Origin of the sequence: Nocardia sp. CDC159, from assembly GCF_023740735.1 — a bacterium.
Lineage (GTDB): Bacteria > Actinomycetota > Actinomycetes > Mycobacteriales > Mycobacteriaceae > Nocardia > Nocardia pulmonis.
On sequence record NZ_JAMRXH010000004.1, the window covers coordinates 233,363 to 246,710 of the forward strand.

Annotated in this window: 13 protein-coding genes; 12 read left to right on the top strand and 1 reads right to left on the bottom strand. The window is 69.0% G+C overall.

All coding sequences use genetic code 11. The annotated features are described in order from the left end of the window. The first annotated feature begins 2 nt into the window (after window positions 1–2). The 11 genes from NDR87_RS11040 (at window position 3) to NDR87_RS11090 (ending at window position 10,622) form a co-directional block, all read left to right on the top strand. Window positions 3–1,037, top strand: coding sequence for an MlaD family protein (locus tag NDR87_RS11040; RefSeq protein ID WP_251911204.1), 1,035 nt, complete (start codon window positions 3–5; stop codon window positions 1,035–1,037). Then, window positions 1,034–2,050: an MCE family protein gene (locus NDR87_RS11045; protein ID WP_251911206.1), complete on the top strand. Its 1,017-nt coding sequence runs from the start codon at window positions 1,034–1,036 to the stop codon at window positions 2,048–2,050. Before NDR87_RS11040 ends, NDR87_RS11045 begins: the two co-directional genes overlap by 4 nt. Beyond that, entirely contained in the window at window positions 2,041–3,027 is a 987-nt protein-coding gene (locus NDR87_RS11050; RefSeq protein ID WP_251911209.1) for an MlaD family protein, read from the top strand. The genes NDR87_RS11045 and NDR87_RS11050 overlap by 10 nt, the downstream gene beginning before the upstream one ends. Continuing rightward, window positions 3,024–3,935, top strand: a complete 912-nt coding sequence (locus tag NDR87_RS11055; protein ID WP_251911212.1) for an MCE family protein — start codon at window positions 3,024–3,026, stop codon at window positions 3,933–3,935. Before NDR87_RS11050 ends, NDR87_RS11055 begins: the two co-directional genes overlap by 4 nt. Then, window positions 3,932–4,957 carry an MlaD family protein gene (locus tag NDR87_RS11060; protein WP_251911214.1) on the top strand — a complete coding sequence of 342 codons (1,026 nt, stop codon included), beginning with the start codon at window positions 3,932–3,934 and terminating at the stop codon, window positions 4,955–4,957. Before NDR87_RS11055 ends, NDR87_RS11060 begins: the two co-directional genes overlap by 4 nt. After that, window positions 4,954–5,895 carry an MlaD family protein gene (locus NDR87_RS11065; RefSeq protein ID WP_251911217.1) on the top strand — a complete coding sequence of 314 codons (942 nt, stop codon included), beginning with the start codon at window positions 4,954–4,956 and terminating at the stop codon, window positions 5,893–5,895. Before NDR87_RS11060 ends, NDR87_RS11065 begins: the two co-directional genes overlap by 4 nt. A gap of 8 nt (window positions 5,896–5,903) precedes the next feature. Continuing rightward, a complete protein-coding gene (locus tag NDR87_RS11070; RefSeq protein ID WP_251911220.1) occupies window positions 5,904–6,554 on the top strand; it encodes a hypothetical protein in 651 nt (216 codons plus the stop codon). 112 nt (window positions 6,555–6,666) lie between these two features. Next, window positions 6,667–7,332, top strand: a complete 666-nt coding sequence (locus NDR87_RS11075) for a TetR/AcrR family transcriptional regulator (RefSeq protein ID WP_251911223.1) — start codon at window positions 6,667–6,669, stop codon at window positions 7,330–7,332. A gap of 198 nt (window positions 7,333–7,530) precedes the next feature. Further along, complete coding sequence (gene map / locus NDR87_RS11080) at window positions 7,531–8,394, top strand: type I methionyl aminopeptidase (RefSeq protein WP_251911226.1); 864 nt, start codon at window positions 7,531–7,533, stop codon at window positions 8,392–8,394. Beyond that, entirely contained in the window at window positions 8,391–9,953 is a 1,563-nt protein-coding gene (locus NDR87_RS11085; RefSeq protein ID WP_251911229.1) for a cobyric acid synthase, read from the top strand. Before map ends, NDR87_RS11085 begins: the two co-directional genes overlap by 4 nt. Window positions 9,954–10,058: 105 nt before the next feature. Next, the gene (locus tag NDR87_RS11090) at window positions 10,059–10,622 is read left to right on the top strand and encodes an alpha/beta hydrolase (RefSeq protein WP_251911231.1); all 564 of its coding nucleotides are present in this window, start codon (window positions 10,059–10,061) and stop codon (window positions 10,620–10,622) included. Between the two features lie 4 nt (window positions 10,623–10,626). Here NDR87_RS11090 and NDR87_RS11095 read toward each other — a convergent pair whose 3' ends face one another. Beyond that, on the bottom strand, window positions 10,627–11,655 hold the full coding sequence (locus NDR87_RS11095; RefSeq protein WP_251911233.1) for an alpha/beta hydrolase: 1,029 nt from the start codon (window positions 11,653–11,655) through the stop codon (window positions 10,627–10,629). 191 nt (window positions 11,656–11,846) lie between these two features. Here NDR87_RS11095 and mqo point away from each other — a divergent pair, with 191 nt between their 5' ends. Further along, entirely contained in the window at window positions 11,847–13,343 is a 1,497-nt protein-coding gene (gene mqo, locus NDR87_RS11100) for a malate dehydrogenase (quinone) (protein WP_251911235.1), read from the top strand. Window positions 13,344–13,348: the final 5 nt, after the last annotated feature.

Consider the following 13,348-nt stretch of genomic DNA (forward strand, 5'->3'; position numbering starts at 1 on the left):
CGATGACGACATTCCAGGATCTGTCCGGACGCTCCGCCGGCCCGTTGGCGCTGTTCGTCCGCGGCGCACTGGCCCTGCTGGCGGTGGCGATCGCCGCGACCGCCGTCCGCTACGCGACGACTCACCGATCCGGCGCCGCCGAGCTGCGGGTCGTCACGGTGACCTCCGCCGACACCAGCGGTGTGAACGTCGGATCCCCGGTTCTGTTGCGCGGCACCCACATCGGTACCGTCACCGCCATTGCGCAGGGCTCGGCCAGCCAGCGGATCGTGCTGTCGCTGGCGACGTCCGCGGCGAATCTGCTGACCGACGCGGCCACCACCCGGATCGCGGCCACGAATCTGTTCGGCGCGGCGGGCGTGGAGATCGTTCCCGGCGACCGGCCCGGTCACCGGCTGACACCGGGCACCCTGCTGGCAGGCCAGCAGCAGGTCGACCGTAGCCTCATCGACGTCCTGCGCCGATTCGGCCGCATGCTCGGCATGGTCGATCTCGGTACCCTGACCGATCTCGGCTACAACAATGCCGACACCGCCATCACCGGCGCCGCGGACGGCATCCGGCTGGCGACCGTACTCACGGATCTGATGCTGCCGCCGGGCGCCGACGCCCGCACCTACTTCCCGATCCGCGACGGGAGCGTGACGCTCGAGGCGGCGGCACCGCTGGCTCCGGCGGTGCTGGCCCTGGCGCGCTCCCTGCTCGACCACAGCGACGCGCTCGTGACCCACCGGGCCGGGCTGTCTGCCGCACTGAGCGGAGTGAGCGATCTGTTCAGCTCCGTGGGCCGACTGCTCGGCGACGATCCCCACCTCGTCCGCGAGCTGTCGACCGCCTTCGACACCATATCCGGCCCGGCATGGCCGGTGGTCGTCTCACTCGGCTCGTTGCCGATTGCGTATTCACAAGCGGGACAGATGATTTCACGAATCGATCGGGCGATTCCGATCCGCGACGGCAAACCGGTGCTGCAGGTCGACATCGCCTCCCAGCTGCCGTTTCTGACCGCAAGTGCCACGGGAGGTGCCTCGCGATGAGATTGCCCCGCAGATCGCTGCTGTGGCTGGCGCTGTTCGCGGCCGCGATGTCGGTGGGCGCGGCCGGATTGATCCGGCTGCTGGACCGCCCGGTTCCCGACTCCACCGCCCGGTACTCCGCGGTGTTCACCGACATCTCCGGGCTCTACACCGGAGACGATGTGCGGCTGGCCGGTGTCGCAGTCGGGAAGGTGGCCTCGGTCGAACTGTCCGGCGGGCAGGCGGTGGTGGGATTCACGCTACGGCCCGATGTGCCGATCCGCACCGGCACCGTGCTGGCCATCCGATTCCAGAACCTCACCGGTGAGCGCTACATCGCGATCCAGCACGGCGGCGAAACGCCGGGCGCACCCATCCCGCCTGGCAGCCGCATCGACACCGCCCACACCCGCCCGCCGATCGACCTCACCGCCGTATTCAACGGTCTGGCACCGATTTTCGACACGATTTCACCGACCGACGTCGACAGGCTCACCCGCGGTCTCGCGGCCTACCTGGAAGGCGACGGGGCCGGGCTGGGCCCGCTGCTGGCCGATATCGGCTCGATCACCCAGGCGGTGGGCAGCCGGGATCAGTTGATCGGTTCGCTGGTCGCGAACCTCCAATCCGTCGGTGAGACACTGCAGGGTCGGTCGGCTCAGGTCACGACCCTGCTCACCAGGATCAAGGTCCTCATCGACACCCTGCAGTCGCGTCTGGATGCGATCAACCACACCCTCGACGTGAGCCCCGCCGCCGTCGGCCGCATCGGTGCGCTGCTCGCCCACCTGAACGATCAATGGGACACCCTGGCCCCCGAAACGCTCGCGGCCCTGGTGCGATTGGTCGGCCAGGGCCGGGTCGACGACGCCGAGAGTCTGTTGAAGACCCTCCCGATCGGGATCGACTCCGTGCGCACGCTGCTCGAGCAGCTGCGCCGGATCACCCCGACCTCGTGTGACTCGCCCGATGCGGCCACCCTGATTCCGCAGTCCATCACGGTCGGCGATCGGACGGTGCAGCCATGCCGTTGATCGCGACCGTCCGCGCGGCCGCCCGCGGGCTGCGCCACGACCGCTCCGCCGGGACCGACCGGATGCGCGCCCTGCTCACCGGTGCGGGGGCCATCGCCGTCACCGTGATCGCGCTGCTGGCCGCCGCGGTCTTCTACTTCGTTCCGCCCACCGAACAGAGCGTCACCGCCCACCTGGCCGCCGCGGCGGGCGTCCGGCCCACCGATCAGGTCCGCGTCGCGGGCATTCGCGTCGGGCAGGTGCGCTCGGTGCGGCTGGACGGTCATCGGGTCCGGGTGGTGTTCGGGCTGCGCCGCGACGTGCACATCGGCGAGCGCACCCGCCTCGACGTCAAACTGCTCACCCCGCTGGGCGGGCGCTACCTGCAACTCACCCTGGCCTCCGGGGACACCACGCGCACCCGCTCGATACCGGTCGAGCGCACCACCGTTCCCTACGACCTGCCCGCACTCACCCAACGGGTGACCCAGGGCATGCGGGAGGTGGATCCGACGGCGCTGCGGCAATCCCTCGCCGCGCTGCGGGCCGCGGCCGAGCACAGCGACAATCTCGTGCCCTCGATCATCACCAATCTGCAGCGCCTGATCACCACGATCGGTGTCCACAACGCCGACATCGACCGCGCCCTGTCGGTGCTGAACGAGTACTCCGATGCGATGGTCGCCGACAAGACCACGCTGACCGAACTCGTCGCCCACGCCAACGATGTGTCCCGGGTTCTGGCCCGGCGTCGCGGCGAGATCACCGAGATCATCGTCGGCATCGCGCAGCTGTTCGCATTCGTCCATCGGCCGCTGATGCTGTACTCCGGCAAGATCGAACCCGCTCTGGACGGACTGCGGCAGCTGCTGCTCACCGCGGACAGCGCCCGCGCCGATATCGATCACCTGCTCACCTCCACCGGCGCATTGCTGCGCACCTGGAATGCACTGGCTGGCAACCCCTGTCCCGCCTCCGAACCGGAGTGCCCGCGATGAAACACACCATCCGCCGTGTCATCGGCAGCGCCGCAACACTTCTCGTCACCACCACCGCGGTGGGCGCGTGGTCCTCGGTACCGAATCCACTCGCCGACACCGCCGCGGTGTGCGCCGAATTCACCGACGCCGTCGGCCTCTACGCCGGGAACTCCGTCACCGTGCTCGGTGTCCCGGTCGGCAAGGTCACCACGGTCGAACCCGCGGGTGACCGGGTGCGGGTGCATATGTGGGTCGACAGCGATATCCGGCTGCCCGCCACGGTGGGCGCGGCCACGCTGTCGGATTCGATGCTGACCGATCGCCATGTCGAGCTCACCGGCACCGATGCCGCGGGGCCGGCGCTCGATCGGTCCGGCTGCATCCCGCTCGACCGCACCCAGACTCCGAAATCGGTCAGTGATCTCTACGCGTCGGCGAACAAGCTCACCGCCGCCCTCGGCGACGGCGGCGACACCCTAGGTGCGCTGCTGTCCACCGCCGCCCAGCAGGTCGGCGGCCAAGGCACCGCGGTCCGCGATCTGCTCGCCCGGGCCTCGGCGCTGATCGGCGACCCGAACGCCCGCGACCGACAACTGAGCCAGCTGTTCGACAAACTGGCCGGACTCACCACCACCGCGGCCGCCGATGCCTTGCTGCTGCAGCGGGCCCTCGACGAGACCGGCCCGGCAATGGACACCTTCTCCACCAACTTCCGCGGTGGCGTGCGCGACATCGTCGGCACCGGAACCGAATTCTCGCCCGTGCTGGGCCGCATCCACGACCAGTACTACGAGCTGCTGATGGCCGTGCTGGACATCGCCGTGCCGGTGGCCCACGCGGTCGTGCCGCTCGCTCGTCCCATCGGCACCATTCTCGATCTGCTGCCGCTCGCCCAGAACGCACCGGCCACAGGAGCGCCGCGATGAGTCCCCGTACCGTTGTGCTGCTGCGCCGGGCCGTGGCCTCGCTCGCCATCTCGGCCACCGTATTCACCGCTGCCGCATGCACATTCGATCCGGCCGATGTTCCGCTGCCCGGCTTTCCCGCCGCCGGCGCCGGCTACCGGCTGCATGCCGAATTCACCAGTGCGCTGAATCTGCCGCAGCGGGCGCCGGTCAAATCCCAGGGCCAGGCCATCGGCTCGGTCGCCGGAGTGCGGCTGGCCGGTGAGATCGCGGTCGTCGACCTCGACATCGACACCGGCATCACCGTCGCGGCCGGCACCCGTGCCGAACTACGCCAGGACACCCTGCTCGGCGATCTGTACCTCGCCCTCGATCCGCCCGCGAAACCCGCGGGCGCACTAGCGCCCGGAGCCACGATTCCGATCGCGGACACCACCGCCAGCAATATCGAAGACCTGCTGAACGGCCTGGCCAGCATGGTCAACGGCGGCACGGCCGGAATCCTGGGCAGGGCCGCCCGACAGGTCGGTGCGGCATTGCCCGACGATCCGCAGCGCATCCGCGACATCGCCGCACGCCAGGCGCGGATCGTGCACGAACTCGACGCCAACCGTGCGTCGTTCGACCGGATGCTCACCGACGCCGAAGCCACCGCGCGCGCCCTCACCGCCGATCGCGAAACCATCACCCGCACACTCACCGAGTGGCCTGCCCGTCAGGACGGGATCAACGCCCTCGTCCCGACCTTCGCCCGCTACTTCGACTCGATCCCGCAGTTCGCCGTACCGGTGGCGCAGATGGCCACCGACGCTCGCGCGCGGGAGATCACGGCCATCATCGACATGCTGGCACCGCTGCTGCGCACCACCGTCACCCTCGATCTGACCCTGCCGAAACTGATCGGCCCGCTCGATGCGCTGATCACCACCAAACTCGTCCCCCTGGCCGCCGGACAGGGCGGCATCGACGCCCGCATCGCCGCACCGCCGGTGTCACCCGACGTCCTGAGCGTCCTGCGAGCCACCGGAATGGTGACCAAATGAGAGCATCCGCGCTGTCCGCCGTGGGGCTTGTCGCCGCGACCCTGCTGACGGGCTACTACCTGATATTCCATCAACTCGGCGCCCGCCCACTGCGGCATACCATCACCGTCACCGCCCAGCTGCCCGCTTCCGGTGGACTGGAGCCGGGCGCGCCGGTCACCGTGCGCGGCATCAAGATCGGCGCGGTGCGTTCGGTCTCCCCGACCACCGCGGGCGTCACCATCGAGCTCGGACTCGACTCCGACAGCCGCATTCCCGCGACGACGCCGTTCGTCATCGAGAACGCCAGCGCCATCGGCGAGCAATTCCTCGACTTCCGGCCCACCGGCACCGCGGGGCCCTACGTCGCCGACGGCGCCGTGCTGCCGCCCGGCCGGGGCACGATCCCCGTCAGCGTCGGACAGGCGACCGACGCCATGGCGGCCATGGTGAGCAGCATCGACCCCAACGATGTCGCCACCGTCGCGCGCTTCCTCACCGACGCCGCCGGCGGCTCGCAAGCCGATGTACGCAACCTGGTCGCGTTCGGACACCTCGTCGATCGGTCGCTGACCGAACGCACGGGCACGGTCGCCGACCTGTTCGACGCGATCAGACGGCTGGCGGCGCTGGGCGCGGCGAACACCACCCAGCTCGCGGCCCTGGCCGTTTCGATAGAAGACCTGGCGCAGGTGTGGCCCGTGATCGGGCCGCTGTTGCCTGGTGTCGCCGATCACCTCGCCGACAACGGGCACAAGGCGGCACTTCTCGTCGACGGGGCAGCACCTCGCCTGCGATCACTGATCGCGGACGGATCGACCTTCGTCGATCAAGCCGTACCCGATCGCTACCGACGCACCGACGCCCTGGCTCCCATCGACGTCGGATCGTTCACCAGCCTGCTGCTGACCATGTTCCCCGAATCCGGGCGCATGCAGCTGCCACCGCCGACGAAATGAGCCCTGCCATGATCACCACCGACAACTGCCCCGAGGCCCGCGCGAAAGACGAGTCCGGACACGATGATTCGCGTACCGAGCCCCCGACCGACGACAAGGTGGCCGAAAGCCGCACCGGCGCAACGGAAGAGCGAGTCGGCGCTCCGGACGAGCGAGCGCCACGGTGGCGGCGGCACGCCCTGACCGCGGCCGTCGTCCTGCTCACCGGTGCACTCGGCGGCACCGGCTGGGTGGCCGTCGACCAGCACCGGCGCGTCGGTGATCTGACCCCCGTCAGCGCCCGCTACCACGACGAGCAGGCGGCTCTGGCGGCCGCGACGATGTTCTTCGCCACCGTCACCACCTACGACCACCGCAACCTCGACGCCTACACCGGCGCCGTCGCCGACGCCTCGACCGGCACCTTCCACGACCGCTACAGCGCCGCGGGCGGACCCATCAAACAGTTGCTCTCCGACGCCCAGGTGATCTCCACCGGAAAGGTGGTCAGCGCTGGCATCGCCGGGTACACCGGCGATCGCATCACCGTCATCGCCTTCATCGACCAGACCTACCAGAACAAGGACACCGCGCAGCCGCGCACCGAAACGCTGCGGATGAGCGCCGATCTCGTCCGCGTCGGCGACCGCTGGCTCGTCTCCGATATGAGCCCCAAGTGAACCGAGCGCCCGCGACGCCGCGCCGACAACGCGCGCGGTGACTACTGCGGTCGACAGCGAATGCGGTGATAGAAAGGGGAAAGTCCAAAAACCCCGATCAAACGGAGTCCAAGTGGTCGATCCCGCAAGTCTTCTCGGCTTCGTGCCCGACGGGTTGGGCACCCTGGATCCGACCGCCCGCAAGATCGTCACCGCCGCGCGTATCTGCTTCACCGACAGCGGGTTCGCCGACACCACAATGCAACGCATCGCCGACGCGGCCGGGGTCGGCGTGGCCACGGTGTACCGCCGATTCGGCCACAAACAACAGCTGGTGCGGCTGGCCATCATGGATGAGGCATTGCGCGTGGCCACGCTGCTCGCCGAGGTCGCCGACCACACGACCAGCCCCGAGGACACCATCGTCGAGGTGTTCACCACCTTCGTCCACGCGGCATCCGCGCCGAAACTGCTCACCCGCAGCATCCGCGAATCCCCCGCGGCCGGGGAGCTTTCGGCCTTCCTCACCAACGAAGCGGCCATCGCCGTGGCCCGCATGCTCGTCACGGCCCACCTCGACCGGTGGCAGACCAGCGGAGAGCTGTCCGCCGATCTCGACACCGCCGTTCTCGGCGAAATGATCGCCCGCCTGATGATGTCCCTGGTCGAAACCCCCGAATCCGTCATCCCGGTCCAGAACGTCGACCGGGCTCGCGACTTCGCCCGAAGCTACCTCGTACCACTCGTACAGACCTGGCGCACACAACCATTCACCGCGCGACGTCCTGCTCCTGGATGACCGACACCGACTGTCTGTCGGATGGTTCGGGGAGAACTTGGCGCGGAGTGCGGGATCGGTGATCCGCAATCGGCCGCGCCGAACCGGTCGGCCCCGTCCGGACGGACTGATCGCCGTCGCGGCCGGGAGAATCGGACCGCGGTCCGGATCAATTGCCCGGTCCGCATGCGCTCCGTCGCTGCGGATACGCTAGTGAGCATGTCTGTCCGCACCCGCAAACCGCTCGTTCCCGGAACTCTCTCGCCGATCCGCGAGGTGCCGCGCTCGATCGAACGCCCGGAGTACGCGTGGAAGAAGACCGTCAACGAGGGCCGCGAGCCGTGGGTGCAGACGCCGGAGACGATCGAGAAGATGCGCCTGGCCGGAAAGCTGGCGGCGCAGGCGCTGCAGGAGGCGGGTAAGGCGGTCGCGCCGGGGGTGACCACCGACGAGCTGGACCGGATCGCGCACGAGTTCCTGTGCGATCACGGCGCGTATCCGTCGACGCTGGGCTACAAGGGTTTCCCGAAGTCCTGCTGCACCTCGCTGAACGAGGTCATCTGCCACGGCATCCCCGACTCGACGGTCATCGAGGACGGCGACATCGTCAATATCGACGTCACCGCCTACATCGACGGGGTGCACGGTGACACCAACGCCACCTTCCTGGCCGGTGATGTCGACGAGGAGGCGCGGTTGCTGGTGGAGCGCACCCGCGAGGCCACCATGCGGGCCATCAAGGCCGTGCGGCCGGGTCGCGCGCTCAATGTGATCGGCCGTGTCATCGAGTCCTATGCCAACCGCTTCGGCTACGGCGTGGTCCGCGACTTCACCGGCCACGGCGTCGGCCCGACCTTCCACAGCGGCCTGGTGATCCTGCACTACGACCAGCCCGCCATCGAGACCGTCATCGAGCCGGGCATGACCTTCACCATCGAGCCGATGATCAACCTGGGCGGCATCGACTACGAGATCTGGGACGACGGCTGGACCGTGGTCACCAAGGACCGCGAGTGGACCGCCCAGTTCGAACATACGCTGGTGGTCACCGAGGACGGCGCGGAAATCCTCACGTTGCCGTGAGCGGTGCCCTGCTGGTCGCGGGGACGACCTCGGACGCGGGCAAAAGCGTTGTGGCGGCGGGCATTTGCCGGATGCTCGCGCGGCGGGGCGTGCGGGTCGCGCCGTTCAAGGCGCAGAACATGTCCAACAACTCCGTGGTCACCCTCGACGGCGGTGAGATCGGGCGGGCGCAGGCGCTGCAGGCGCGGGCGTGCGGGCTGGAGCCGAGCGTGCGGTTCAATCCGGTACTGCTCAAGCCCGGCAGCGATCGGCGCTCGCAGCTGGTGGTGCGCGGGCGGGCCGTGGACACCGTCGGCGCGGCGGACTACTTCCGGCACCGTCGGCGGCTGCGCGCGGTGGTGGCCGACGAATTGGCCGCCCTGCGCGCCGAATTCGACGTGGTGATCTGCGAGGGCGCGGGCTCACCCGCCGAGATCAATCTGCGCGCGACCGATCTGGCGAATATGGGCCTGGCGCGGGCGGCGAGGCTACCGGTGCTGCTGGTCGGCGATATCGATCGCGGCGGCGTGCTGGCCCATCTGTTCGGCACCGTCGCGATCCTGGAACCCGAAGACCAGCAATTGATTTCGGGCTTCATCGTCAACAAGTTCCGGGGCGATGTGGACCTGCTGCGCCCCGGCATCGATCAGCTGACCGCGCTGACCGGTCGCCCCACCCTGGGCGTGCTGCCCTACGCCGAGGAGCTGTGGATCGACGCCGAGGACTCCCTCGGCACGGTCGCCGACGCCCCCGTCGGCCGCCCGCGTCCGCCGATCGGCCGCGATTGGCTGAGCGTGGCCGCGATCCGCCTGCCCCGCATCTCCAACTCCACCGATGTGGAGGCGCTGGCCTGCGAGCCCGGCGTCGCGGTGCGCTGGGTGAGCGAACCGTCCCGCCTCACCGAGGCCGATCTGGTGGTGCTGCCCGGCACCAAGGCCACCGTGAGCGATCTGAACTGGTTGCGCCGCACCGGAATCGCCGACGCCCTGACCGCCCGCGCCGCCGCGGGCCGCCCCATCCTCGGCATCTGCGGCGGCTACCAGATGCTCGGGCGACGCATCGTCGACCGCGTCGAATCCGGCGCGGGTGAGGTCGCGGGCCTGGGCCTGCTCGACCTCGACGTCGAATTCGCCGATCCGAAGATCCTGCGCCGCACCGAGGGGTACGGCCCGGACGCAATCCCGGTGCGCGGCTACGAGATCCACCACGGCCGCGTCCGCCGCACCACCGATCCAGCCTGGCTGGACCTCGACGACGGGCCGGAAGGCAGTGTGCGCGGCCCGATCTGGGGCACCCACCTGCACGGCCTGCTGGAATCCGACGATTTCCGCCGCAGCTGGCTGCGCGAGGTGGCCGCCCACTCCGGCCGCAGCGCCTTCACCGTCGCACCCGACACCTCGGTCGCGGCCGTCCGCACCGCCCAGCTCGACCTCCTCGCCGACCTGATCGAAGAACATCTCGACCTCGACCACCTGGAGCGCCTGCTCACCGCGGGCGCACCGATGGGGTTACCCACGCTCGCGGTCGGCCTGGACGCCCCTGACGAGCCCTTGCCCGGAGCAGCCATGGTCGGAGAGTGACGTTCGACAAGTAGGCGGCCGCGGCCGCGGGGGTGCGATCGCTGGGCCGAATGGTGTTCAGTGACACGCGGTCCGAGGGCAGGGCGCGGTGTAGCGTGGGTCGGCATGGAAGCTCGGCAGGTCACGGTGGGGGATCGGGTGTGGGGTGTGCGCATCGGCGGGCCGCAGTCCCGGCACACGGTGCTGCTGCTACCCGATGCCGGTGCCGCGCCGGATGTGTACGACGCGGTGAGCGCGCGGTTGCACAACTCGGATCTGCGAACGGTCGCGGTCGAGACGATCGAGGGGCTGGACGCGGCGGCGGTCTACGCCATTCTCGACGAGCTCGAGGTGCCGTGGGTCAATGTCGTCGGATGCGGGGCCGGGGCGGATCTGGCGTGGCAGCTGTGCTCGCGCGGATTCGGCCGGTTCATCGGGCTGGTGGCCGCCGGGCGCGGGCATCCGGCCGCGGCGGGCGCCGACGGCGAGATCGTGGATTCGGGCTGCCCGGCCGTGGAGATTCCGACCACGCTCATCGCCACCAAACGCCTGCCGCGGGCCGTGGCCGAGGGCTCCGGTCGCCACGTCTACGGCGAATTCCGGATCGCCCAGGTGGACGTCGCCGATCCGGCCACCGAGGCCGACCACGAACTGGCCACCGAGATCGTGCTGCGCAGCGGGATGTGGTGACGCGCTAGCTCGCCTTCGCCCGGAAGGCGGCGAGCCAGTCGAGCCAGGAGTCCAATTCCTCGAATGCCTTGGCGCGCACCGCGGTCGAGGACAGGAAGACGTCGTGGCGGGCGCCCTCGATCGGCACGATCGAGGTGCGATCGCCCAGGCAGCCCGACCAGCGCTGGATCTGGCGCACGTCGAGCACCACATCGGAGACATCGGCCGCAGGGCCGTATTTGCGCATGAACCTGGTCACCTTGGACCGCAGCACCAGGGTCGGGACGCCGACGTCGAGGCCGCGCTGCAGCTGCGCGTGGCCCTGCCGGATCGCGCGCAGCCAGCCGAGGTGGACCGGGAATCCGGTCAGCGGCTTCCAGTCCAGGTTGTAGTCCCATTCGCCGGACACCGTGTGGTGCAGGCTGTCGCCGTAGGTGGTCAGCTCGCCGACCGGCAGCTTGGTCATCGCGCGCAGCCTGCCCAGCCGGTTGATGACGGCCGTGCCGACCGTGCGGTAGTAGGACGGGCCCTGCAGGTCGAACCACGGGCTGTTCAGCACCAGTCCCGAGATCTCGTATGCCGCAACGCCTTCGGAGCGGTTGAGTCGATCCAGCCACAGCGAGCTCACCAGCCCGCCGGTGGAATGGGCCATCACCAGCACCGGCAGCTTCGTCTCCTTGCGCACGATCTCGAGCGCCCGGTTGAGCTCGGCGTCGTAGAGCGCGAGATCGCTGACGTAGTGCGCGGTCTGCCCGGGCCGCCGCGAGCGCCCGCATTTGCGCAGATCCAGGGCGTAGAAGCGATGCCCGCGCGCGGCCATGTGCTCGGCCAGATGCTTCTGGAAGAAGTAGTCGGTGAACCCGTGCAGATACAGCACCGCGCTGGTCGCCGTGTCGTCGCTGTCGGCGACATAACGCACGAGAGTGGCCTCGACCGTGCCCTCACCGTCCGGATCGGGGCCCAGCGGGATGGTCTGCTGCTGGTAGTCCGCGCCCAGCACATCCGGCTGCCACGTGCCGGTACCCGGCCGCGCGACCTGCGTTTCGTTCGTCACAGCTCCACGATATTCGACCCGCTCGGCGTCGGCATCGCCGAGCCGAATCCGTCACATCCGGGGTTGTCGTCTTCGGAAACGGGCATGGCCAGGGGCAGAATTAGGTGGAAGTGAACGGCGGGTAACCTTCCCGCTGAAGTTGCTGACCCGCGCAGGACAAGGAAGTCGAACGAGCCGTGCCGAACGCTGCGATGACTGAAAAGACCGATGTAGTCCTCATCGGTGCCGGCATCATGAGTGCCACCCTGGGCGCACTGCTTCGCCAGTTGCAGCCGGACTGGTCCATCACCATGTTCGAGCGCAAGGACGCGGCCGCGCCGGAGAGCAGCGACCCGTGGAACAACGCCGGGACCGGACACTCCGCGCTGTGTGAGCTCAACTACACCCCGCAGAACGCCGACGGCTCGGTCGACATCTCCAAGGCGATCGATATCAACGAGCGCTTCCAGGTGTCGCGGCAGTTCTGGGCCTACGGCGTGGAGAACGGCGTGCTGGGCGACCCGTCGCAGTTCATCAACCCCGTCCCGCACGTGAGCTTCGTGCACGGCGCCGACAACGTGACCTATCTGCGCAAGCGCTATGAGGCGCTGTCGCGGCATCCGCTGTTCGACACCATGCAGTACATCGACGCCCCCGACGAGTTCGCCCGCCGACTACCCCTGATGGCCAAGGGTCGCGACTTCTCCGATCCGGTCGCGCTGAACTGGACCGACGGCGGCACCGATATCGACTTCGGCTCGCTGACCAAGCAACTGCTGGCCTATCTGGGTGGCTCCGGCGTGTCGATCGCCTTCGGCACCGAGGTGCGCGACCTGTCCAAGCAGTCCGACGGCAGCTGGAAGGTCAAGGTCCGCAACACCCGCACCGGCGAAACCCGCACGGTCGTGGCGAAGTTCGTCTTCGTGGGCGCGGGTGGTTACGCGCTGCCGCTGCTGCAGCGCTCGGGCATCAAGGAGATGGCCGGTATCGGCGGCTTCCCGGTGAGCGGGCTGTTCCTGCGCTGCACCAACCCCGAACTCATCCAGCAGCACGAGGCCAAGGTGTACGGCAAGGCGGCCGTGGGCGCACCGCCGATGTCGGTGCCGCATTTGGACACTCGCGTCATCAACGGCGACCGCGGTCTGCTGTTCGGCCCATACGCGGGCTGGACGCCGAAGTTCCTCAAGGACGGCAAGAACTCCGACCTGTTCAAGTCGGTCAAGCCGAACAACCTGTTCTCCATGATCGGCGTCGGCCTCACCGAGATGAGCCTGACCAAGTACCTGATCTCGGAGCTGCTGAAGTCGCAGAGCGGCCGGGTGAACTCGCTCGAGGAGTTCATCCCGCGCGCCGACGGCCACGACTGGGAGCTCATCACCGCCGGTCAGCGCGTGCAGGTCATCCGGCGCAAGGGTGCGGGCGGTGTGCTGGAATTCGGCACCGCGGTCATCGCCGCCGCCGACGGTTCGATCGCGGGCCTGCTCGGCGCCTCGCCGGGCGCGTCCACCTGCGTCAGCGCCATGCTCGACGTGCTGCAGCGCTGCTTCCCGGCGCAGTACACCGCGTGGATGCCCAGGCTGAAGGAAATGGTGCCCTCGCTGGGTGTGAAGCTGTCGGAGAACCAGGCGCTGTACCACGAGGTGTGGAACTGGACGAACAAGGCGCTGCATCTGACCGCGAACAACACGCCCACCCTGGCGCGGAACTGATCTAT

What these genes read in the sequence shown, in the direction of transcription:
- NDR87_RS11050 (WP_251911209.1), top strand. Translation starts at nt 2,041, where the DNA reads ATGCCGTTGATCGCGACCGTCCGCGCGGCCGCCCGCGGGCTGCGCCAC.
- NDR87_RS11060 (WP_251911214.1), top strand. Translation starts at nt 3,932, where the DNA reads ATGAGTCCCCGTACCGTTGTGCTGCTGCGCCGGGCCGTGGCCTCGCTC.
- map (WP_251911226.1), top strand. Translation starts at nt 7,531, where the DNA reads ATGTCTGTCCGCACCCGCAAACCGCTCGTTCCCGGAACTCTCTCGCCG.
- mqo (WP_251911235.1), top strand. Translation starts at nt 11,847, where the DNA reads ATGACTGAAAAGACCGATGTAGTCCTCATCGGTGCCGGCATCATGAGT.
- NDR87_RS11090 (WP_251911231.1), top strand. Translation starts at nt 10,059, where the DNA reads ATGGAAGCTCGGCAGGTCACGGTGGGGGATCGGGTGTGGGGTGTGCGC.
- NDR87_RS11070 (WP_251911220.1), top strand. Translation starts at nt 5,904, where the DNA reads ATGATCACCACCGACAACTGCCCCGAGGCCCGCGCGAAAGACGAGTCC.
- NDR87_RS11045 (WP_251911206.1), top strand. Translation starts at nt 1,034, where the DNA reads ATGAGATTGCCCCGCAGATCGCTGCTGTGGCTGGCGCTGTTCGCGGCC.
- NDR87_RS11055 (WP_251911212.1), top strand. Translation starts at nt 3,024, where the DNA reads ATGAAACACACCATCCGCCGTGTCATCGGCAGCGCCGCAACACTTCTC.
- NDR87_RS11065 (WP_251911217.1), top strand. Translation starts at nt 4,954, where the DNA reads ATGAGAGCATCCGCGCTGTCCGCCGTGGGGCTTGTCGCCGCGACCCTG.
- NDR87_RS11040 (WP_251911204.1), top strand. Translation starts at nt 3, where the DNA reads ATGACGACATTCCAGGATCTGTCCGGACGCTCCGCCGGCCCGTTGGCG.